Source organism: Rossellomorea yichunensis (assembly GCF_032337515.1).
Lineage (GTDB): Bacteria > Bacillota > Bacilli > Bacillales > Bacillaceae_B > Rossellomorea > Rossellomorea yichunensis.
This window is the reverse complement of the sequence record NZ_JAVYAD010000001.1, coordinates 575,190-597,456: the sequence shown is the minus strand read 5'-3', so window position 1 is coordinate 597,456 and position 22,267 is coordinate 575,190. Positions and strand designations below refer to the sequence as shown.

Annotated in this window: 24 protein-coding genes; all 24 read right to left on the bottom strand. The window is 40.1% G+C overall.

All coding sequences use genetic code 11. From position 1 onward, the window contains the following. Positions 1-2: 2 nt before the first annotated feature. The 24 genes from fliF to rpsP all read right to left on the bottom strand — a co-directional run bounded on the left by fliF (position 3) and on the right by rpsP (position 22,187). Positions 3-1,601, bottom strand: a complete 1,599-nt coding sequence (gene fliF, locus RSX31_RS03000; RefSeq protein WP_148968735.1) for a flagellar basal-body MS-ring/collar protein FliF — start codon at positions 1,599-1,601, stop codon at positions 3-5. Between the two features lie 33 nt (positions 1,602-1,634). After that, positions 1,635-1,940 (bottom strand): flagellar hook-basal body complex protein FliE, encoded by a 306-nt coding sequence (gene fliE / locus RSX31_RS02995; RefSeq protein ID WP_148993604.1) that lies wholly within the window; start codon positions 1,938-1,940, stop codon positions 1,635-1,637. 17 nt (positions 1,941-1,957) lie between these two features. Beyond that, positions 1,958-2,419, bottom strand: a complete 462-nt coding sequence (flgC, locus tag RSX31_RS02990) for a flagellar basal body rod protein FlgC (protein WP_148993603.1) — start codon at positions 2,417-2,419, stop codon at positions 1,958-1,960. A gap of 2 nt (positions 2,420-2,421) precedes the next feature. Continuing rightward, complete coding sequence (gene flgB / locus RSX31_RS02985; RefSeq protein ID WP_148994268.1) at positions 2,422-2,811, bottom strand: flagellar basal body rod protein FlgB; 390 nt, start codon at positions 2,809-2,811, stop codon at positions 2,422-2,424. 754 nt (positions 2,812-3,565) lie between these two features. Next, positions 3,566-4,345: a GTP-sensing pleiotropic transcriptional regulator CodY gene (gene codY, locus RSX31_RS02980; protein WP_148968731.1), complete on the bottom strand. Its 780-nt coding sequence runs from the start codon at positions 4,343-4,345 to the stop codon at positions 3,566-3,568. A gap of 96 nt (positions 4,346-4,441) precedes the next feature. After that, entirely contained in the window at positions 4,442-5,854 is a 1,413-nt protein-coding gene (hslU, locus tag RSX31_RS02975) for an HslU--HslV peptidase ATPase subunit (protein ID WP_148994267.1), read from the bottom strand. A gap of 68 nt (positions 5,855-5,922) precedes the next feature. Next, a complete protein-coding gene (hslV, locus tag RSX31_RS02970; protein WP_282137999.1) occupies positions 5,923-6,465 on the bottom strand; it encodes an ATP-dependent protease subunit HslV in 543 nt (180 codons plus the stop codon). A gap of 19 nt (positions 6,466-6,484) precedes the next feature. Continuing rightward, positions 6,485-7,384 (bottom strand): tyrosine recombinase XerC, encoded by a 900-nt coding sequence (gene xerC / locus RSX31_RS02965; RefSeq protein ID WP_148993601.1) that lies wholly within the window; start codon positions 7,382-7,384, stop codon positions 6,485-6,487. Positions 7,385-7,445: 61 nt separating this feature from the next. Continuing rightward, positions 7,446-8,744: an FADH(2)-oxidizing methylenetetrahydrofolate--tRNA-(uracil(54)-C(5))-methyltransferase TrmFO gene (gene trmFO, locus RSX31_RS02960; protein WP_148993600.1), complete on the bottom strand. Its 1,299-nt coding sequence runs from the start codon at positions 8,742-8,744 to the stop codon at positions 7,446-7,448. A gap of 239 nt (positions 8,745-8,983) precedes the next feature. Then, entirely contained in the window at positions 8,984-11,059 is a 2,076-nt protein-coding gene (gene topA / locus RSX31_RS02955; protein ID WP_148993599.1) for a type I DNA topoisomerase, read from the bottom strand. Positions 11,060-11,359: 300 nt separating this feature from the next. After that, positions 11,360-12,235 (bottom strand): DNA-processing protein DprA, encoded by an 876-nt coding sequence (gene dprA / locus RSX31_RS02950; RefSeq protein ID WP_315633215.1) that lies wholly within the window; start codon positions 12,233-12,235, stop codon positions 11,360-11,362. Between the two features lie 79 nt (positions 12,236-12,314). Continuing rightward, positions 12,315-13,217, bottom strand: coding sequence for a succinate--CoA ligase subunit alpha (sucD, locus tag RSX31_RS02945; RefSeq protein ID WP_315633213.1), 903 nt, complete (start codon positions 13,215-13,217; stop codon positions 12,315-12,317). 16 nt (positions 13,218-13,233) lie between these two features. Further along, the gene (gene sucC, locus RSX31_RS02940; RefSeq protein WP_148968724.1) at positions 13,234-14,394 is read right to left on the bottom strand and encodes an ADP-forming succinate--CoA ligase subunit beta; all 1,161 of its coding nucleotides are present in this window, start codon (positions 14,392-14,394) and stop codon (positions 13,234-13,236) included. Between the two features lie 253 nt (positions 14,395-14,647). Beyond that, on the bottom strand, positions 14,648-14,929 hold the full coding sequence (locus RSX31_RS02935; protein ID WP_148968723.1) for an EscU/YscU/HrcU family type III secretion system export apparatus switch protein: 282 nt from the start codon (positions 14,927-14,929) through the stop codon (positions 14,648-14,650). After that, positions 14,926-16,746 carry a hypothetical protein gene (locus RSX31_RS02930; protein WP_315633211.1) on the bottom strand — a complete coding sequence of 607 codons (1,821 nt, stop codon included), beginning with the start codon at positions 16,744-16,746 and terminating at the stop codon, positions 14,926-14,928. The genes RSX31_RS02935 and RSX31_RS02930 overlap by 4 nt, the downstream gene beginning before the upstream one ends. A 68-nt stretch (positions 16,747-16,814) precedes the next feature. Then, positions 16,815-17,570 (bottom strand): ribonuclease HII, encoded by a 756-nt coding sequence (locus RSX31_RS02925; RefSeq protein ID WP_315633525.1) that lies wholly within the window; start codon positions 17,568-17,570, stop codon positions 16,815-16,817. Between the two features lie 101 nt (positions 17,571-17,671). Continuing rightward, the gene (gene ylqF, locus RSX31_RS02920; RefSeq protein WP_148968721.1) at positions 17,672-18,538 is read right to left on the bottom strand and encodes a ribosome biogenesis GTPase YlqF; all 867 of its coding nucleotides are present in this window, start codon (positions 18,536-18,538) and stop codon (positions 17,672-17,674) included. A gap of 28 nt (positions 18,539-18,566) precedes the next feature. Continuing rightward, the gene (lepB, locus tag RSX31_RS02915) at positions 18,567-19,106 is read right to left on the bottom strand and encodes a signal peptidase I (protein ID WP_282138004.1); all 540 of its coding nucleotides are present in this window, start codon (positions 19,104-19,106) and stop codon (positions 18,567-18,569) included. 186 nt (positions 19,107-19,292) lie between these two features. Next, positions 19,293-19,637, bottom strand: a complete 345-nt coding sequence (gene rplS / locus RSX31_RS02910; protein ID WP_032088854.1) for a 50S ribosomal protein L19 — start codon at positions 19,635-19,637, stop codon at positions 19,293-19,295. Between the two features lie 136 nt (positions 19,638-19,773). After that, entirely contained in the window at positions 19,774-20,508 is a 735-nt protein-coding gene (gene trmD, locus RSX31_RS02905; protein WP_187443348.1) for a tRNA (guanosine(37)-N1)-methyltransferase TrmD, read from the bottom strand. Beyond that, a complete protein-coding gene (gene rimM, locus RSX31_RS02900; RefSeq protein ID WP_148968718.1) occupies positions 20,508-21,026 on the bottom strand; it encodes a ribosome maturation factor RimM in 519 nt (172 codons plus the stop codon). Before rimM ends, trmD begins: the two co-directional genes overlap by 1 nt. Before the next feature lie 17 nt (positions 21,027-21,043). Next, the gene (locus tag RSX31_RS02895; protein ID WP_315633206.1) at positions 21,044-21,430 is read right to left on the bottom strand and encodes a YlqD family protein; all 387 of its coding nucleotides are present in this window, start codon (positions 21,428-21,430) and stop codon (positions 21,044-21,046) included. A 238-nt stretch (positions 21,431-21,668) separates the two neighbouring features. Further along, positions 21,669-21,902, bottom strand: coding sequence for a KH domain-containing protein (locus RSX31_RS02890; RefSeq protein ID WP_148993591.1), 234 nt, complete (start codon positions 21,900-21,902; stop codon positions 21,669-21,671). A gap of 12 nt (positions 21,903-21,914) precedes the next feature. Beyond that, positions 21,915-22,187: a 30S ribosomal protein S16 gene (gene rpsP / locus RSX31_RS02885; RefSeq protein WP_032088859.1), complete on the bottom strand. Its 273-nt coding sequence runs from the start codon at positions 22,185-22,187 to the stop codon at positions 21,915-21,917. Positions 22,188-22,267: the final 80 nt, after the last annotated feature.

Sequence of the window (22,267 nt, the reverse complement as noted above, 5' to 3'; positions counted from 1 at the left end):
TCCTAATCCTCTGATAACCAGGTCCTTAATAATTTTGCAAATTCTTCAGGCTTTTCTTTGGCCATTTTTTCAAGTTGTTTCCGGCGAATCGATCCTTCTGTTTCTTCTTTAGGCTCAATTTCCGGTATATGGACAGGCTCCCTTGTTTCTTCATATGCCATTTCTTCTATTTTTTCTTTCTTTTTAGAGCGAATCAGGAAAAACACCAGCAGTAGAATGACAATAAGTAGGATTCCCCCGACCACATAGGTCCACCATGGGAGAACAGATTTTTCTTCAGGTGCCATATCGGCTTTACCATTAAACGGTTGAACCGAGACGATCACTTTGTCTTCTATTGCTTCGTCTGTCAGTTCAGGATTAGCTTCCTTATCAATGGAAGTTCGTACAATAGTCGATAAAACTTGGCGGATATCATCCACCCTTTCTTGTGGCAGGGAATTAACCTCATCAGGATTTGGCGGTTCCACCATAACCTGAATCCCAAGATCCCTTATTTTATATGGGCTCTCAACTACCTCTTTACGGATACGATTGACTTCATTGTTAATCGTTTCCTCCATTCGTTCATAATCACCATTTGATTCTGAACCGGAACCATACGTATCCCCTGTGTTCGTCGGCTCATTAGCATCACCGGCTCCAGGTGTCCCACCCGGGTTTGCCCCTTCACCTGAGAAGGTTTCAGTAATACGCTGTGCGCTTACGGCTATTCCTTCCATATTTTCTTCATCCACAGGTGTAACAATGTTTTCTTCACGGTTTTCCTGGGTAAAGTCTATATCAGTTGTTACCGATACAACTACTTTGTTAAATCCAATCAATGTGCCTAACATATTCTGAACTTGACGTTGTATATCGCGTTCAATTTCTTTTTTAACATCCATCTGTTGAACAAAGTTGCCTCCGCCCATGGTATTATTTTGAGATTCCAAGTCAAAATACTCAAAAAATTGATTCATGATGACGATATTCTCTGTAGGGAGATCAGGGACACTTTTGGATACAAGATGGTAAAGTGATTTAATCTGCTTTTGATCAAATGTGAAACCAGGATTTGTATTTAATACAATCGAAGCTGATGCTTGTTGAATGTCATCATTTAAGAATACCTGCTTTTCTGGAAGGTTGATCATGACTTTAGCATCCTGTACTCCTTCGATTCCTTTCATGAGTTGAGCAAGTTCTGTTTGCATCGCATCCAGCTTCAACACATTAAATTCATTATCAGTCATACCAAACCCAGCATTTTGACTAAAAAAGGAGTAATCAATACTGCCTGAGTTAGGAATTCCTTCTGCAGCCAATTCAACCTTCAATGTATCTACTTGTTCTTTAGGAACCATGATGGTTGATCCACCATCGGATATCTCCGATGGGATTCCTCTACCATCGAGATTTTCTTTTATCGTTCCGGTTTCTGAAGGTGATAAATTACTGTATAAGGGAACAAGAGTGGTTCTTGTTGCAAAGAAGCTCACAGCACTAATCAGAATGACTGTAATCAGAAAGGTTGCTCCCATACCTATTTTCTGTTTTTTTGTTCTGCTTGCCCAATAAGACTTTATCTGTTCTGTATATTTCTTAAACGAATCATTCATTACAATCCTCCGGTACATGACTGAATGAGTCTACTACATTGGCATTCTCATTATTTCTTGGTAAGCTTCTACTACTTTGTTACGCACTTCCATGGTCGTTTGTAATGTGATACTTGCCTTTTGTGAGGCGATCATCACTTGATGAAGATCAACATTTTCTCCCCTTACAAGCTTCTCGGTCATTTGATCCGATTGAACTTGCATAGAATTCACTTCGTCGATTGACTGTTTAAGTAACTGGCTGAAGTTCTCAGTAGCTTCTGAAGGAGAGACATTTTTTTTTGCAATTGACGGACTAATAACTCCAGGATTAATCGAATCTATATTATGTATTGCCATAGAACTATAACCTCTTTCTATTTACCGATTTCCAATGATTTCATTAACATCGCTTTATTCGCATTAAATACGGTTACGTTTGCTTCATATGAGCGAGTGGCCGATATGAGGTCAACCATTTCTCTTAATGGATCAACATTGGGAAGCTGCACATACCCCTCGCCATTCGCATCAGGATGTTCTGGATCGTACACCATTTTAAATGGTGTTTCGTCATCTTCTTCGATACTGGAAACTTTTACTCCGCTTCCAACATTTTGATTGTCCCTTGTGTTCATGGCTTTATTTAAAAATGATGAAAATTGATTTTCCTTTGGTGCCATCACAACAGATTTTCTTTTATATGGCTGCCATTCTCCTCCAACCATTTCTCCTCTGGTTGTGTCTGCATTGGCCATGTTTGATGAAATGACATCCATTCTTAAGCGTTGGACAGTAAGGGCAGATGCTGTTGTATTCATACTTGTAAATATCGCCATGATTATTTACCACCCCTTACAACGGTTTGAAGACTGTTAAACTTACCATTCATTCGATCTGTTAATGCATTAAAATAGATTTGATTCGAAGCCATTTCTGACATTTCCTGATCTAAATCCACACCATTTCCATTGTGATTATATTGATAAGCTGTTTTTGTTTTAACTGCTGGATGTTGACTACTTGAGTGAAAGGTGAAATGTCGTTGATCCGTCATTTTTGCATCAAGTTGTTGAACTGACTGGTCTAACATTGCCTTAAATTCTACTTCTTTTGCTTTATAATTTGGAGTGTCGACATTGGCGATGTTTTGAGAAATCACTTTCTGATTTAACGAGGCGTAATTCAGTCCTCTTTCCAGAGTTGTGAAAGTGTTGGAAAATAATTTCACTTTAGGCACCTCTATCCGTTTTTTTGACAAGATACTACTATTTTTTACAAATTTAGCATGCAACAGTATTTATTGTAATGTTTAGCAAGATTAGTGTCTATGAATATTCCGTAAATTTTCGAGAATGAGGGTGATATTCAAAGAATTCGTGACTTTTAATCTATATTTAACCCTTTAATTACCAAGGAAATTTTACCAATTTAATGTGAATTTTTCTAATTTTATTACATATATGTTACATATGAATGTATCTGTCCGATTCGCTTTCATAAGAATGAAATCCAACATTAGTGAGTTCAAGATGGTTTTTTTACCTTATAACACTCTTTTGCACACGAAAACATCACCTTCCAAGAGGTGAATGGCATCATATTACTCACTTTGTCATCTTAATCAACCAAAATGTCGAATATAGTCGTAACATTGTTGTAACTTTATTGTACTATTCGTGCCATATATGACAATACCTTATGAGAGATTACCAATAGTCCATTCGACTTATTTTCCCTTAACAATCAGACATTTCCGCCCATTTGCACTACAAATGCGGAGGGGCTTTGCCCAGAGGCGACAAGCATAAGTCAAGCCGACCTGAAAGGCGCTCCTTGCCTTTTGGGTCGGCTTTGCTTATGACCTCGAGCCTCTAAGCCCCGTAGCTGGATGACACAAAAGCGGAGGATGCCTTCAGAAGCAAGTATTATGGTAACCAAATAAAAAAGCTGTTCCCATTTAACAGGAACAGCTTTTCATTGGATTAATTTGTACGAAGCTTATCTAACTCAACTAAGAATTTATTGTTTAATACTTTAATGTAAGTACCTTTCATTCCCAGGGAACGAGACTCAATTACTCCCGCACTTTCTAATTTACGAAGGGCATTGACGATTACTGAACGGGTAATTCCCACTCTATCGGCAATTTTAGAAGCAACCAAAAGACCTTCATTACCATTTAACTCTTCAAAGATATGCTCAATCGCTTCAAGCTCACTGTAAGATAAAGAACTGATCGCCATTTGCACGACAGCCTTGCTTCTGGCTTCCACTTCAATTTCTTCTGCTTTTTCACGAAGAATTTCCATTCCTACTACAGTTGCACCATATTCACCCATGATCAGATCATCATCTTCGAAGCTTGCTTCAAGACGGGCAAGAATTAATGTACCCAGTCTTTCACCTCCACCAATAATAGGAACGATTGTCGTTAGCCCATTTTTGAAGAATTCTCTATTTTCAACAGGGAAAGCAGTATATTCACTGTTAACATCCAGGTTTGGAGAAGTTTCTTGAACATTAAACAGGTTTTGAGTATACTCCTCAGGAAATTGACGATCTGCAAGCATTTGTTTCATTCGCTCATTTTCAATTTGCTGATTAATGGCGTAGCCAAGTAATTTCCCTCGGCGACTTACAACGAATACATTTGCTTCAATGACCTTGCTAAGTGTTTCTGACATTTCTTTAAAGTTAACTGGTTTACCCGCTGCTTTTTGCAGCATAGCATTAATGGTTCTTGTTTTACCTAATAAATTCATTACATTTCCTCCTACTACAACTTAAGTGTATCTATTATTAAATTTTGTATTCTAATTGATTCATCTATCTTTACCCAATAGAACGAAGGTGAAAACTTATAGAATAAACTGACTCAGATCCTTATTCTTAGCTATGGCCCCTAATTTATCATCCACGTACTTAGGTGTGATATTAACTGTTTCCAATGTAATGTCCGGAGCTTCAAAGGAAAGGTCCTCGAGAAGTTTTTCCATAATGGTATGAAGTCTTCTCGCTCCTATATTATCCGTGTTCTGGTTTACATCATAGGCAATTTCAGCAAGTCTACGAATAGCTTCGTCAGAAAATTCAATTTGTATACCTTCTGTTTCCATTAAAGCAATATATTGTTTAATGATTGCGTTATCAGGTTCAACGAGTATACGCACAAAGTCTTCTGTAGATAGCTTCTGAAGTTCCACCCTGATTGGAAAACGTCCTTGTAATTCCGGAATAAGATCGGATGGTTTACTCATGTGAAAGGCACCTGCGGCAATGAAAAGGACGTGATCTGTTTTCACTGAACCATGCTTTGTGACAATCGTAGATCCTTCTACAATAGGAAGGATGTCTCGCTGAACCCCTTCTCTCGAAACATCGGCTGAAGATTGGCCAGAGCTCTTGCTTGCTATTTTATCAATTTCATCGATAAAGATGATTCCTGATTGTTCTGCACGCACGATTGCCTCCTGGGTTACTTCATCCATATCAATAAGCTTTTGAGCTTCCTCATTTGTAAGAACGACCCTTGCTTCTTTCACCTTTAACTTGCGTTTTTTCTTTTTCTTTGGCATAAAGTTGCTCATAGCATCCTGCATATTCATGCCCATTTGTTCCATACCGGAGCCTTGAAGCATATCGAACATGGAAGGCTGCTGCTCTTCTACTTCAATCGTGATGAACTCCTCTTCGAGTTCACCATTTTGAAGCCTTGTTTCCACTCTGCGCCTTTGCTCTTGAAGGGAAATCTCTTCTTGCTTTTCTTCCTCTTCATCCGAGGTGCCCTGAGTCTGATTACCACCAAAGATCATTTCAAATGGGTTTTTGTAAGAAGTGGCCTTTTTCTTAGATGGTACAACAAGTTCCACTAAGCGGCGGTTAGCATTTTCAGCTGCTCTTTCACGCACCCCTACCATTTTCTCCTCTTTCACCAGGCGGACAGATGTTTCGACTAAATCCCTCACCATTGATTCCACATCACGTCCAACGTAGCCGACTTCAGTAAACTTAGTTGCCTCTACTTTTACAAAAGGAGCTCTGACAAGCTTGGCAATCCTTCTGGCAATCTCTGTTTTCCCGACCCCGGTTGGTCCCATCATTAAAATGTTCTTTGGAATCACTTCATCCTTTAATACATCAGAAAGAAGGCTACGGCGATATCGATTTCGTAATGCTACAGCTACCGCTCTCTTTGCATCTTTCTGTCCTACAATATATTGATCGAGACGTTCAACAATTTGCCTTGGAGTTAAGTGATCAGTACTCTTCATCAAATGGCACACTCCTTACTTTCCCTATAGTGTAAAAGAATATAAAATTTCAATCTGATGATTAATGTTTACAGCTCTTCAACAATAATTTGGTTATTTGTATATACACATATATCAGCAGCGATTTGTAGGGAAGACTGAGCGATTTCCCTGGCGGATAAATAGTCACCTGCGTATTGTTTTAACGCTCTCCCCGCAGATAATGCATAATTACCACCTGATCCAATGGCTAAAATCCCATCGTCCGGTTCAATCACTTCACCAGTACCGGAGATTAGCAGCAAGTGATTTTCATCCATTACAATCAACATCGCCTCAAGCTTTCTTAAGACCTTGTCGCTTCTCCACTCTTTCGCTAATTCAACAGCTGCTCTAGGGAGATTCCCATTAAATTCCTGAAGTTTCCCTTCGAATTTTTCTGATAATGTGAATGCGTCGGCAACAGACCCGGCAAAACCCGCTAATACTTTGCCATTAAATAGCTTCCGTACTTTTTTTGCTGTATGCTTCATCACAACTGTATTACCAAATGTCACCTGTCCGTCCCCGGACATCGCACATTTGCCTTTATGCTGTACGGCAAAAATAGTGGTTGCGTGGAATTGTTCCATATCCTGACCTCCAACTCTTCTAAGCACGTGGATGATGTGCCAAATATGTTTTTCTCAATTGATCCTTCGATACATGAGTATATACTTGAGTTGATGATAATTGTGAGTGTCCAAGTAGTTCCTGAACCGTTCTTAAATCGGCACCATTATTAAGTAAATGCGTGGCAAACGTATGTCTTAACATATGTGGATGGATTTTCCCGGTCAAGGAAGCCTTTTCGATCATTTTATTTAAGATAAGACGTATCCCTCTTTGGGTTAATGCTCCTCCACGATGATTGACCAACAATTGGGTATGAGTTTGATTTTTCATCAACTTAGGCCGGGACTCTGTTATGTATTGTTCTATTGCATCGTGGGCAAAGCTTCCAAATGGTACATATCTCTCTTTGTTACCCTTACCTTTAACAAGGATTGTGGAAAGCCCTAAATCTAAGTCCTTCAGTTGTATGCTTGTGCATTCACTTACGCGAATACCGGTAGCGTAAAGAAGTTCAAAGATGGCCCGGTTGCGAATGTCTAAAGGCTTGTCTCCTCCGCACGCTTCTAACAATGCTTGTATTTCTTCCTCATAAAAAAATTTAGGCAATCGCTGTTCTTTTTTAGGAAGATTCACAAAGGAAAATGGATTTTCGGTGAGCTGCTTTTCCCGATTTAAGTAACGATAAAAACTTCTTAAACTGGATACTTTCCTTGAAATGGAAGATCTCATTAAACCATGATCATGCAACTTAGTTAAAAAAAGTCTCGCATCAGAATACTCGACATCTTTTAATGAACTTAAACCTTGTTCTTTCATAAATACGTAGAACTCTTCAATATCATGACGATATTGTTCAAAAGTGTGAGCAGAATAATGCTTTTCTATTTGTATATATTCAGTAAAGGATTGTAATTGTTCATATAATTGATTTTTCATTTTTAACACCTCACAAGGGCTACTAAATAGTAACACAACCCAGCTGCCCTTGCAATGAATTTTACACTTTTTTCACAAAGTTCTGAATTGTTTCTAATGCCCGATTGGCGTGTTGCTCATTACGCTCTTTTTTGCCTTTGACCTTTTTGGGCAAATCAGGGAGTAGACCGAAGTTAGCATTCATCGGTTGGAAGTTGTTCTTGTTGGCCGTCGTAATATATCTTGCCATACTTCCAATCACTGTTTCATGAGGGAATACCACGGGTGATTCACCTATAGCCAATTTCGCTGCATTGATTCCCGCGATCAGCCCGCTGGCAGCAGATTCCACATAACCTTCCACTCCAGTCATTTGCCCGGCAAAAAACAGGTTCTCATTTTCTTTATGTTGATAGGTATCCCTAAGAACATTGGGAGAGTTGATGAAGGTATTTCTGTGCATCACCCCAAAACGGACAATCTCCGCACTCTCTAGTCCAGGAATTAATTGAAGCACTTCTTTTTGTGGGCCCCACTTTAAATGTGTTTGGAAGCCCACAATATTGTAAAGTGTTCCTGCTGCATCATCTTGCCTTAACTGGACAACAGCATATGGTCGTTTACCTGTTTTAGGGTCTTCTAATCCCACCGGTTTTAAAGGACCAAATAACATGGTTTTCTTCCCTCTGGATGCCATCACTTCTATCGGCATACAGCCTTCAAAGAATATTTCTTTTTCAAATTCTTTTAAAGGCACCGTTTCAGCTGAAATAAGGGCTTCGTAGAAACGATTGAACTCACTTTCTGTCATCGGGCAATTTAAGTATGCCGCTTCCCCTTTGTCATACCGGGATTTCAAATACACTTTGTCCATATCAATGGAATCTTTCTCAATGATCGGGGCGGCTGCGTCGTAGAAATATAAATGTTCTTCTCCCGTTACTTTTCTGATTTTCTCTGAAAGACTCTCACTTGTAAGTGGTCCTGTTGCTATGATGGTGATCCCTTCGGGTAAATCCGTAACCTCTTCATTATATACCGTGACATTCGGGTGATTCTTCACTTTGTCTGTGACATGGGCTGCAAATTCGTGACGATCCACGGCCAATGCTCCTCCTGCAGGAACGGAACAGGCATCGGCTGCTGACATGATGACGGAATCCAATTTCCGCATTTCCTCTTTTAATACACCAACAGCATTGGTTAATGTATTCGCTCTAAGCGAATTACTGCAAACAAGCTCTGCAAATTTATCTGTATGATGGGCAGGTGTTTGACGTACCGGCCTCATTTCAAAAAGGTTAACCTTTATTCCCCTCTTCGCAATCTGCCAAGCAGCTTCACTTCCAGCTAACCCTGCTCCAATAACATTTACTGGCATCTATATAAACCTCCTGTAAATCGATCCTCTTAACCAAATTGTATTGTACACCAATGCACAAAGATAAAAAAGACAAAAGCATATTGAGAATTTGTCCTACTGACTAAATGCAAACAGAAAAGGGCTGACCCAACAGATAATAGAGAAATCACCTGTTGGGACAGTCCCTTGTTACATTGTATAAGTTCATTGTTCAACAATCAATCTTTTTTATTGATCAGAGGAATAGGAAACTCACACTATTTCTGAGGTTCTTCTTTATAATCACAATTCGTACATTGAATTTGATTACCTTTTTTAAGCTTTTTCTCTACAAGTAATTCTGAGCACTTCGGACATTTACGTTCAATCGGCTTATCCCATGATAAGAAGTCACATTCAGGATATTGGTCACAACCGTAGAAAATACGCTTCTTCTTGCTTTTTCGTTCGATGATATTACCTTTTTCACATTTTGGACATTTCACACCGATTTCCTTGACGATCGGCTTAGTATTTCTGCAGTCAGGAAAATTACTGCAAGCCATGAACTTTCCATATCGACCCATTTTGAATACCATTGGATGTCCGCATTCTTCACAATCTTCACCGGCAGGTTCATCGCGGATTTCGATTTTTTCCATCTCATTTTCCGCTTTTTCTAAATGCTTTTCAAAATCCTGATAAAAGCGGTCGATGATTCTTTCCCACTTCACATTGCCGTCTTCAATATCATCCAGGCTCCGCTCCATGTTTGCCGTAAACTCGACGTCAATGATATCCGGGAAGAACTCTCTCACCAGTTCTAAGACGATTTCCCCCAGTTCAGTCGGGATGAAACGCTTATTATCCAGTGTTACATAGCCTCTTCGTTGAATTGTATCGAGAGTCGGGGCATATGTGGAAGGCCGGCCAATACCCAGTTCTTCAAGGGTCTTAACGAGCCTTGCTTCTGTATACCTTGGTGGTGGTTGAGTGAAGTGCTGATTTGGGTCGATGCTTTCACTTTTCACTTTATCATTTTCTTCCAAGGCTGGTAGAAGATTATCTTTTTCTTCTTTCTGATCATCAGATCCTTCAACATACACTTTCATAAAGCCTGGAAACTTCACTTTAGAGCCTGTTGCTCTAAACATGACTGAACCATTTACAATATCAACACTCATCGTATCCATTATTGCCGGGGACATTTCACTTGCTACAAATCGTTCCCAAATCAATTTATAAAGTCTGTATTGATCTCTTGAAAGAAATTCTTTCACTGAAGCCGGATCCCTTAATGTACTTGTTGGACGGACGGCCTCGTGGGCATCTTGAGATTTTTGTTGTTTTTTCTCTTTACGCTCAGACAGTTTAACAAAGTCATTTCCATATTTATTGACGATGTATTCGTTCGCTTCTTTTTGAGCCACTTCAGAAATACGAGTCGAGTCGGTTCTCATATAAGTAATAAAACCAACCGTGCCTTCTTTCCCCATTTCAATTCCTTCATATAATTGTTGGGCAAGCATCATGGTTTTCTTTGCACGGAAATTTAATTTTCTCGCTGCTTCCTGCTGTAGTGAAGAAGTGGTAAATGGCGGAGCAGGATTCCGTTTTCTTTCCTTTTTTGTTACTTTGTTAATTTCAAAGGACTTCCCTTTTACTTTACCAAGCACTTCTTTCACATCTTCTTCGGTCTTCAATTCAACCTTCTTACCGTCCATTCCGTAAAACGATGCCTGGAATGTATCGTTCCCTTTAGTGAATTCAGCTTCTATTGACCAGTACTCTTCTGGAGTAAAGCCTTTGATTTCATTTTCCCGGTCAATAATTAATCTTAGGGCGACGGATTGCACTCTCCCTGCACTCAGACCTTTTTTAACTTTCTTCCAAAGGAGCGGGCTGATGTTGTAACCCACTAATCGATCTAAAATCCTGCGTGCCTGCTGAGCATCGACTAAATCCATGTTGATCGCGCGTGGATGCTTAAAAGACTCTTTAATCGCATCCTTCGTAATCTCATTGAATACCACACGACAGTCGGAAGTGGTGTCCATGTCCAGGCTGTGAGCCAAATGCCAGGCAATGGCTTCTCCTTCTCTGTCGGGGTCAGCTGCGAGGAAGATTCTTTTGACTTTTTTTGCTGCGGTTTTCAATTCTTTTAATACAGGGCCTTTACCGCGTATCGTTATATACTTGGGTTCAAATTCGTTTTCTACATCTACGCCCATTTGACTCTTCGGTAAGTCTCTGACGTGGCCCATTGAAGCCCTGACCTTATATTTTTTTCCTAAATAACGCTCAATTGTTTTCGCCTTTGCCGGCGACTCTACTATTACTAAATAATCTGCCATCCAATAAGCCTCCTTAAAGAGGGAAATAATCACTGTTTATAGCACCTTGGAATGTTTATGATCCAAGTGAAACGGAAACGTTTACACTTTCATTCACATAGGTATAGAATTGATATCAGTTTAGATAATCACTACTTTTAACGATTTATTTCTCTTATATATAGTTTTAGATACCTGTTGCAAAATGTATAACAGTTTCACAATAATTGCAACCATTTTGTATAAATAACTTGTAATTATTCAATCTTTCATGGGAAAAACCCTGCGTTATTAAAAGATTCTATATCATATTTTCCTAATTTATACTCCCAGTTCTGAAAAAATATCTTCTATTGATAAGACAATTCTCGCACCTTCCTGTATCAGACTGTTGGTTCCTTCTGCTAACGGCTCATATATGGATCCTGGTATACACAATACTTCTCTTCCTTCATTTAATGCATAATCAGCGGTGATGAATGTTCCGCTCTTTTTTCTTGCTTCCGTAACAAGAACTGCATCGGAAAGACCGCTGATGATCCTATTTCTAAAGGGAAAGTGCCATTTTTCAGGTTTAATATAAGGGGGATATTCAGATAGGAGAAGCTGGTGCTTCATCATATAACGGGCCAGTCCTTCATTTTGCTTCGGATAAATGTGGTTAAAACCTCCACCAAGGACACCTATCGTTTGACCTCCTGATTGAATCGTTTCGTTATGAGCCACCGTATCGGCACCTTTCGCCAGGCCACTTACAATGACTACCTCTTTCTTCACCAGCTGTGGAATCATATCGCGAAGAATTTTATCTGTATAAGTGGTGGCATTTCTCGATCCGATAATAGCCAATTTCTTTGGAGCATGAAGGAGATTCCTGTTTCCTTTTAAGAAGAGAAGAAAGGGGGGATCGTATACGTTTCTTAGCAGAGCAGGGTAGTCTTCGTCCAAAAGTGTGATCCAGTCTATATCATTTTCCGAATAAAGCTTTTTGTATCGGTCTGAATTAAAGGAATGAAGATCTTTAAAGAAGAGGTCTGAATTGACAGCAGTAGAAAGGGTTATCTGTTGAAGAGTGGAAGGGGATAAATCAAAGATAGAGTGAAATTTCTGGAGGGATTCTAGTATTCTTTTTGTTCCTTTCAATCCAATTCCCCGACAATGATGAATATGAAATAGTATATGACGATGTTCTTTCATTTATTACCTCCTGAATATGTTTAATAGAGAATATAAAACTGAGACTGATAGCTTGAATGCCATCAGTCTCAATACATGATTAATGAGTTTTACACTTATCTAAGATTCCTTCTTCTTTAAGAACCTTTATTAATGTTTCGCCCATATCTGAAGGTGTAGGAGCAACTTGAATTCCGCATTCATTCATAACGCGAATCTTCTCATCAGCTGTCCCTTTACCACCTGAAATGATCGCACCTGCATGGCCCATACGTTTTCCTGGAGGAGCTGTACGTCCACCAATGAATCCTACTACAGGCTTAGTCATGTTGGCTTTAATCCATTCTGCAGCTTCTTCTTCAGCAGTACCGCCGATTTCACCAATCATGATGACGGCATACGTATCTTCATCATCATTGAATGCTTTCAATACATCGATAAAGTCTGTTCCGTTCACAGGGTCTCCACCGATACCGACTGCCGTTGATTGACCGATTCCCGCTTGTGAAAGCTGGTGAACTGCTTCATACGTAAGTGTACCAGAGCGTGAAACAACCCCTACATGACCTTTCGTATGGATGTAACCAGGCATGATCCCGATTTTACACTCTTCAGGAGTGATGACTCCTGGACAGTTCGGTCCTACAAGACGTGTTTTTTTGCCTTCCATATAACGCTTAACCTTCACCATATCCAATACCGGGATATGTTCAGTAATACAGATTGCCAAATCAAGCTCGGCATCTACCGCTTCCATGATTGCATCTGCTGCAAACGGAGCAGGAACATAAATGACGGATGCATTTACGCCAGTTGCTTTCTTTGCTTCTTCAACTGTATTGAAAACAGGTACGCCTTCAACCTCAGTTCCGCCTTTTCCAGGTGTTACACCTGCCACGATTTGTGTACCGTATTCAAGCATTTGCTTCGTATGGAAAAGAGCTGTTGATCCTGTAATCCCTTGTACAACAACCTTGGTATCTTTATTAATAAATACGCTCATTAGTCCCCCGCCTTTCTCAGCCTACTTGCTCAACGATTTTTTGTGCGCCGTCCGCCATAGATTCAGCTGCAATGATATTCAATCCTGATTTATTAAGGATTTCTTTTCCTAAGTCAACATTTGTACCTTCAAGACGAACCACAAGTGGAACTTGAAGACCGATTTGCTTAGCTGCTTCTACAACGCCTGTTGCAATAACATCACATTTCATGATTCCACCGAAGATATTGACGAATATACCTTTAACGTTTTCATCAGAAAGAATGATTTTAAATGCTTCTGTTACCTTTTCCGCTGTCGCACCGCCCCCAACATCAAGGAAGTTAGCGGGATCTCCGCCGTAATGCTTTACGATGTCCATCGTTGCCATGGCAAGACCGGCTCCGTTAACCATACAACCGATATTTCCGTCCAGGGAAATGTAGCTTAGGTCATATTTAGAAGCTTCGATTTCTTTTGCATCTTCTTCTTCAAGATCTCGTAATTCAATCACATCTTTTTGACGGTATAATGCATTTGAATCGAAGTTGAACTTCGCATCCAATGCCATTACGTCTCCATCACCTGTTACAACTAAAGGATTGATTTCAACAATAGAAGCATCCTTCTGGACGTACACGTTGTAAAGACCCATCATGAACTTAGCTGCTTTTCCAACAAGTTTTTGAGGAATATTGATATTGAATGCAATACGTCTCGCTTGGAAACCTGTTAATCCAACAACTGGATCAATATACTCTTTAAAGATTTTTTCCGGTGTTTCTTCTGCTACTTCTTCGATTTCTGTTCCGCCTTCTTCAGAAGCCATCAGGACAACTTGGGAAGTCGCGCGGTCGAGTACCAGACCTACGTAATATTCTTTCTTAATATCACAGCCTTCTTCAATAAGTAAGCGCTTTACTTCCTTACCTTCAGGACCTGTTTGGTGAGTTACTAAAGTTTTACCGATTAACTCATCTGCATATGTACGCACTTCGTCCAGGCTTTTAGCGATTTTAACTCCGCCAGCTTTACCTCGACCACCTGCATGGATTTGAGCTTTCACTACATACACGCTGGAATCTAATGTCTTCGCCGCTTCTACTGCCTCTTCAGCTGTAAAAGCCACTTTACCATTTGGTACGGATACCCCGTAATTTCTGAGGATTTCTTTACCTTGATATTCATGGATATTCATTTTCCATCCTCCTATCAAACTCTTCAAAAAATAGACTGCGCTTTCATTGTATAAAATGACAGTATATCTGTCTACCATTATGCTAAAAATATTATATTAATTTTAAAATTCTGAACTTTAAATAGTAGAATTACTCCATATGTTCCATTGTTCTTGAAGGGATTATCCTTGAAATTATTATTCTTAAAAAATATAATTTACTATTCTAATCCGTGCCAAGCCGTTTAGTGGCATGGTGTATATTAGAAAGAAATTATCCCTTTCCCTCTATATCCCGATCTAATCGGTAGATAAAAGCAAAAACCTCCGCTACAGCGCCATATAATTCTTCAGGTATTGATTCTCCTACATCCAGGTTCCCAAGAAGAGAAAGTAAGCTCTTGTCTTCTTGTACCGGTATTTGATGGTCTTTTGCTTGAGCCAAGATGTTTTCAGCAATGATTCCCTTCCCTTTAGCAAGGACCTTTGGAGCTGATTCACTATTTTGATTGTAGCCTAAAGCAATCGCTTCTTTTCTCTCATGAGGGTTTTTCATATCTTTAAATCAACTCCCGAAAACGTTTTTAAGCGTTCTGCATTGATTTTATCAGAAAGCTCAACCTGATTATCCGGAGCTTTCACCTTTATCATGGATAATTGATAGTCCAGCTTCTCCAGACCTTCTTTTAATCCAGGAATAAATGATCTGGACATTCTCTCGGCGTTTGGGTGGTCATTCCAGATAGTCAAGGAGACCACTCGGTTTTGAACCTGCATATCGATTAATGTCTCTTTCATGATATACAGCTCTAATAAAAATAAAACCCGGCAGTAGTCTCCATCAATCACACCTTTTTCTTTCTCTTTTCCTGTCCATTGAAGGGTGATATCGGTGCTCTGTCCAAATAGAGAAAAAGGGAATTGTTGTACGATTGTTAGAAAAGGAGAACTCTCCTGTGATTGAAGCACTTGGTGGTTCATCTTGAGAACAAGATCATCGGCTAGCATTCGAATATCTGCGAGTGGGTGATTTTGACTTAATCCAATGAGATGCTGCTTGATTGTTGGTTGTTGCTGAAGGTCTTGTCCGTTTTTTTGTAACTGAGCTTCAAAGTTAATCCCAAACGTTCCAATTACTTTCTTCAACACCCTTGCCAGTTCTTCTCCACGGATCGTCTGAGTGAGTTCTTGTTCTATCTGTAGGTGCAGTTTGTGAAATAGCCGTTCCATGTTGGATGAAGGTGCGCCTCTTCCATACGATTGAAAGAGCCTCATATAGTTCATTTCAATGGACCGCCACTTTTCTTCCCCGACCACTCCCATGAGCTCTTTAGCTGTCAGGAAGGAAGGCTTGTCCGTTTTTTCATTTAGTACGGTCTCTGAATTCAATAAAATATTAATCCATTTATCGATTTGAGTACCAGATAGTTTATGAGGTTCCTGACCCTTGCCGATATTAGTAGATAGAAGCTGATCCAGTTCATTTCGAAGTTGTCCCGGTGCTGCACCTGGAATATCCGCCAATCTGGTTCTTAGAAGCTCTATCTTTCTTTCCCACTGTTCTTGTGAAGACTGTTTCACCTCTTCTAGAACCGTTGTCTTTAACCCTTCCCTCCATCGATTCATGGGAATTTCTTTTGGAAAGACTCCTAGTGATTTCAATAGATCGAAATGACCTAAACGATTTGAGAAAGTTCCGGAAGAATCAACTAAACTGGATAGTGCATTTATTACAAGCTTTTCTGACGCCAGCCTATTCAACGGTTTCTGGATCCCGGTAAGTAAATGAAGTATGTCCGTATCCCTTCCAGTTCCCCTTAACTTTGAAGCCAGCTCATTTAGCATGGATAAAAGGCTGCCTGTTGATGTTCCCGCTCTCATCGAGAGAAAGACCCTGTCAGAAAGCGGCATGTCCCTCTTAGCCATTTCAACCAGGGTTTTCACATTTTCTGATGAATCTTTTCCTTTCAAATGTTTCTGTCCGAATAATAGCAGCTCTTTATGAATCGGAATGCTTTTTTTCATGAGCTCCATAACAAAGTCGTTCATTTCTTTCCCACTTGTTGATATGGAGAAATGCTGTAATAGATTTGCTGATGCAAGCTTTCCAATTTCTAATCCAGTCTGCCCACGGTTCGGGATTAGATGTAGACTTACTCTAATTTCAGATTGTTTCACTTCTACCCAATAACGTTCTCCAGCTTCCATTGGCGCTTCCATTTTCGCAATAAACCGTTGACCATTTGCTGACACCAATGCATTGCCCTCTCCTAACAGCTTATGGACGCTGATAAATAGAACTTTTCCACTTTGAATGGAAAAGGGCTTCTGATCAATGGGCTGGTTACTGTTAATACCATGAATATTGCTCATGTCTGTGTCTCCCGTTCATTGTGAATCATAATCAATTCATTGTTTATACAGTCCTACAAGCTGCTAATCTAAAGCAGTTCCTTCACAGGTGCAAAGCTCTTTCGATGAATCGGAGTCACTCCTAATTTCTCCAGCCCGCCTAAGTGATCCTTTGTTCCATATCCTGCATTCTTCTCAAACGCATACCCAGGATAGGTGGTTGCATACTCCTTCATCAGTCGGTCACGTGTCACCTTGGCAATGATGGATGCTGCGGCGATGGATATACTTTTCGAGTCTCCTTTAATGATAGACTGACTCGGAAAGGGTGATTGAATTTTCATCGCATCGATCAGTAAATACTCAGGTTGAACCGGCAAGCTGACGACCGCTTCACTCATAGCCTTTTTTGTAGCCTGATAAATATTTATGGAATCAATTTCATCCGCATGTACCATTCCTACTCCAACAGATATTGCGTGTTCCATGATGTATTCATAGAAATCTTCTCTTTTGGCTTCTGTTATCTTCTTGCTATCATTTAATCCCGCCAAATAGAAGTCATGTGGCAGAATGACGGCAGCCGCTACAACAGGACCTGCCAAAGGACCTCTACCCACTTCATCAATTCCTGCAATGTGGGTGAATCCTTGCTGGTGAATTTCTCTTTCATATTGAGTAAGGAGGGCAAATTCTTCTCTTTCCTTCTCCCGTTTCATCTGCTCGCGTTCAATCTGTTTTAATAGTTTTTGGACACCAATTCTTTCGTCCTTTTTCAATTCCTCAAGAATCGGATCATGAGCAGAAGCAGACTTGATGAATTCCCTTATTTCTTTAATGGTCATATGTACTGTATTCACATTGCTCCTCCTATTTATATCGGATGTACTTCACATAAATAAAGAGGCTGCGCAAAAGAGATCCCCTCTTTTTACAGCCTCTTTTTTTATTCGCTCTCCCGCTCAGTCTCACCAATGATGTCAAACGTCATGGGTCCTAATTGTACATTTCGAATGTCACGTACGATAATTTCAGATGTCTTGTCATAATTCACTTCTCCACCAGCCATCAGACAGCCTCTTTTAGCTCCGATTTTATCGAAACTATCCACTACTTCTTCAGGTATTTCTTCGAGGCCATAGCGCTCTTCTAATCGTTCTGGATAGTGCTCTTCAAGAAATCGCAGACCATAAACAGCGATATCCTGTAAATTCAGGATGGTATCTTTTATGGCACCGGTCAATGCCAGCTTATATCCAACTTGCGGATCTTCAAACTTGGGCCATAATATTCCCGGCGTATCGAGCAGTTCAAGCTCTTTTCCTACTTTGATCCATTGCTGGGCTTTTGTCACTCCAGGAGTATTTCCTGTTTTCGCTATATTTTTCTTAGCCAGGCGATTGATTAATGTGGATTTTCCTACGTTAGGAATACCGACAATCATGGCTCTTATGGCACGGGGTCTCATTCCTCGTGATTTCATGCGGTCGAACTTTTCTTTTAATATTTCTTTAGCGGCTTGAACTATGACCTGAAGTCCTTTGCCAGCCTGTGCATTTACAGCAAGAGCTGTTATTCCTTGCTCTTTGAAATAAGAAATCCATTGATTCGTTCTATTTATATCTGCCATGTCTGCTTTATTTAACAAAACAAGCCGCGGCTTTTGTCCAATAATTTCTTCAATCATTGGATTTCTTGACGATAACGGTATTCTCGCATCTACTAATTCAATGACAATGTCTACAAGTTTTAACTTCTCAGTAACTTGTCTACGAGCTTTAGCCATATGCCCTGGGAACCATTGTATTGTCATATGACCACCTCCAAACAACTTTTTTCTATTATTTCACGAAACCTATATCTTTAACAGGCCAATAGATCACTTTTGTATCACCAATGACTTCTTCCATTGGAACTGTACCGATGTGACGACTATCTTTGCTGAAACGGCGATTGTCACCCATCACAAAGATTTCCCCTTCAGGAACAGTGCCTTTTTCAATGATATCATTTAAAGTGAAATCTTCTGTTAACACACCATTATTTAATTGTTCTTTATACTCTTGTAAGTATGGTTCAGCATACGCTTTTCCATTAATATATAAAGTATCATTTTTGTACTCTACTTTGTCCCCCGGGAGTCCGATGACGCGTTTAATATAGTCTTTTTGTTCAGGTGCATGGAAAACGACGATATCAAATCGCTCCGGCTCCCCTAATTTACTTACAATCATTCGATCTCCGTTATGTAAAGTAGGCATCATTGATAATCCATCGACAACAATGGGTGCAAATAAAAAGAATCTGATAATTGCAGCTAAACCTACTGCGATCAACAGTGCCTTCATCCACTCCCACCACTCATTCTTCTCTTTAACCACATCTCCACCACCCAATGTATTTTTCTATCTTTTTCTATTCTACTAGAAATTCTTGTATTTCTCATTAAAAAAAGGTGGCTTCATTAAAATACGCAGGCCGTCTTCCGCGGACGTTTCATTTATTACATAACAAATCTTGTACAATAAGGAAAAGGAGCTTGTCTCCAAGCTCCTTTTCTTACGTTCTTATCGAATTTCTTTAATACGTGCCGCTTTACCACGCAGGTTACGCAGGTAATAAAGTTTCGCACGACGGACTTTACCGCGACGAATAACTTCTAATTTAGCGATTTTTGGTGTGTGTACTGGGAAAGTACGCTCAACACCTACACCGTAAGAAATTTTACGAACAGTAAATGTTTCGCTGATACCGCCACCGCGGCGTTTGATTACTACTCCTTCGTATACCTGAATACGTTCACGAGTACCCTCAACGATGTTAACGTGTACACGTACTGTATCACCAGGACGGAAAGATGGTAGATCAGAGCGAAGTTGTTCTTTCGTAATATCTTCGATTAATTTGTGCATCTTTTTCAACTCCTTCCAACAGATGCTCTTACAAAAGCGATATATTGCAGCGGAACATCGGGATCAATGACAACAGGGGATATCCCCTCAAGCCACAAAGAATATAATATCACACAGGCAACCAGGATGCAATAGCTTATTTAGACTTTCTCCAATCCTCTATCCAGGCCTTTTGCCGATCTGTGAGTGAATAGCTTTCTAATAGGTCCGGTCTTCTTTCAAAGGTTCTTCTCAGACTCTCTTTCTCTCTCCATTCATCTATCAGACGATGGTTCCCTGAGATCAGCTCATCTGGTACCTTCATCCCCCTAAAGTCCGATGGCCGGGTATAATGGGGATGCTCAAGGAGTCCTGATGAGAACGAATCCTGAATAGGCGAATCTTCATTTCCAAGCACTCCAGGAAGCAGGCGAACTACACTATCGATGACAACCATGGCGCCAAGTTCCCCACCAGTCAATACATAGTCTCCAATTGATATTTCGTCCGTTACAACATGCTCCCTGATCCGCTCATCGTAACCTTCATAATGACCGCATATAAACACGAGATGCTCTTCCTTAGCAAGTTCCTCTGCCTTTTGCTGTGTATAGCGTTCCCCTTGCGGACACATGAGGATGACCCTCGGCTTTGATTGTTGCTCTTTCTTTAATGCATCAACTGCATCAAAGATAGGCTGTGGCTTTAATACCATTCCGGCTCCTCCACCGTAAGGATAATCATCAACTTGATTATGTTTGTTATCAGCGTATTCCCTGAAGTTAATCACATTGTAGCTTACGGCTTCTTTTTCGTATGCTTTCTTAAGAATCGATTCACCAAAGATCCCCTCGAACATAGATGGGAATAGAGACAGGACATCAATTCTCATCATGACAACAGGCCTTCCATCGGTTCAATCGTAACAAGCTGTTCCTCTATGTCGATCGTCTTCACGATATCCTCTATGTAAGGAATAAGGTATTCTTTGCCTCTTTGACCCTTCACAACCCAAACGTCGTTCGCTCCCGGGCTTAGAATCTCTGTTATGGTTCCAAGCTCTTCCCCGGCAGTTGTTAAGACCTTACAGCCAACGATTTCGTGGAAATAGTATTCTCCTTCTTCGAGTTCCTGCAATTGGTCTTCCTGTACCTTCAGGATTCCTTCTTTAAACTTCTCAACCTCATTGATATTTTCATACCCCTCGAAGGTCAATAAATCAAAGCTCTTATGATTTCGATGAGATTTGATCACGAGACTGATCGGTTCTTGGTTTTTACCTTGAAACAAGTATAGTGTGTTCCCTTTTTGATATCGCTCCTCAGGAAAATCTGTCGTAGAAACGATCTTTAATTCACCTTTAACTCCATGAGTATTGACAATCTTACCTACATTAAACCACTTTTCCATCGCTTTCACCTCTTGCATCAACGAATTTCTTTCACAATACCATCTTCAATTATAATTGTCTTAGAAAGTGCTCCTTCTTCCCAATTGTCACCAACTTGTATGTCAATCATACCCTGGACTTCTTTTTCCTTTAGCTCGCTTCCAATAGGAAGAATATTTAACTGCTCGATTTGGAAATCCAAAAGCTTGATCTTTTCAGCCCGCTCGTTCAATTCTCTTTCGAAGTGCTGATTTAATTTATGGGACGGATATTTCTTACCACGTTCAATCTTTTTCATTTCGAACTGTAACTGATCGCTTTCCTTAGCTAAATGAAACTTTTGATTTTCATATCGTTTCATTAACAGATCCTTACTCTTTTCTGTTAACACCTGTTTAATCGTAATCGTATGTATCACATTCAAAAGTTCTTCCTCCTCCTTCTATTCACCCCACGCTGTCGTACTAAATCCTTAGGGTGTTCTCTTGGGGGAGTGTTGGATTGTGCAGGTCTTCCTTAAATTATGCAGCATAAGCCTATGAAAAAGGGGACTGACATCTTAAGGCTATATAGTAACCTTTGTGGGTCAGTCCCCTGATTCAATAGAGTCGGTGTTCAAGGTCATAGGACCCTTTCGTGTAAAGAGCCAAATGTCGGCTTCCTTACTCCACTATCTCTAAGAAGATTTTCTTCTGTTGTGAAGATCCTGCTGCAGCGTATACCACAGTTCGAATCGATTTAGCTACTCTCCCTTGTTTCCCAATGACCTTCCCCATGTCTTCAGGATGGACAGATAACTTATAGGTTATGCCGTTCGCTCCCTCATCGGTTTCGATGTGGACTGAGTCCGGATGGTCAACTAAGGGTTTCACAATCGTTAGAATAAGATCTTTCATCGATCTAATCGATTACTTGCTGTTTTTAGCATTGTGGAATTTTTCCATAATGCCTTGTTTTGAGAATAGGTTACGAACTGTGTCAGATGGTTTAGCACCATTAGATAACCATTTAAGAGCCAACTCTTCATCGATTTTCACTTCAGCTGGTTTAGCAACCGGGTTGTAAGTTCCAACTGTTTCGATTTGGCGTCCATCACGTGGTGAACGAGAATCTGCAACTACGATACGATAGAAAGGAGATTTTTTTGCTCCCATACGTTTTAATCTGATTTTTACTGCCATAATTAAAGCACCTCCGAATAGTTTCACACAAGTTAGTATAATATCAAATGTGTATTTTGTTTGTAAAGTGTTTTTTCTTA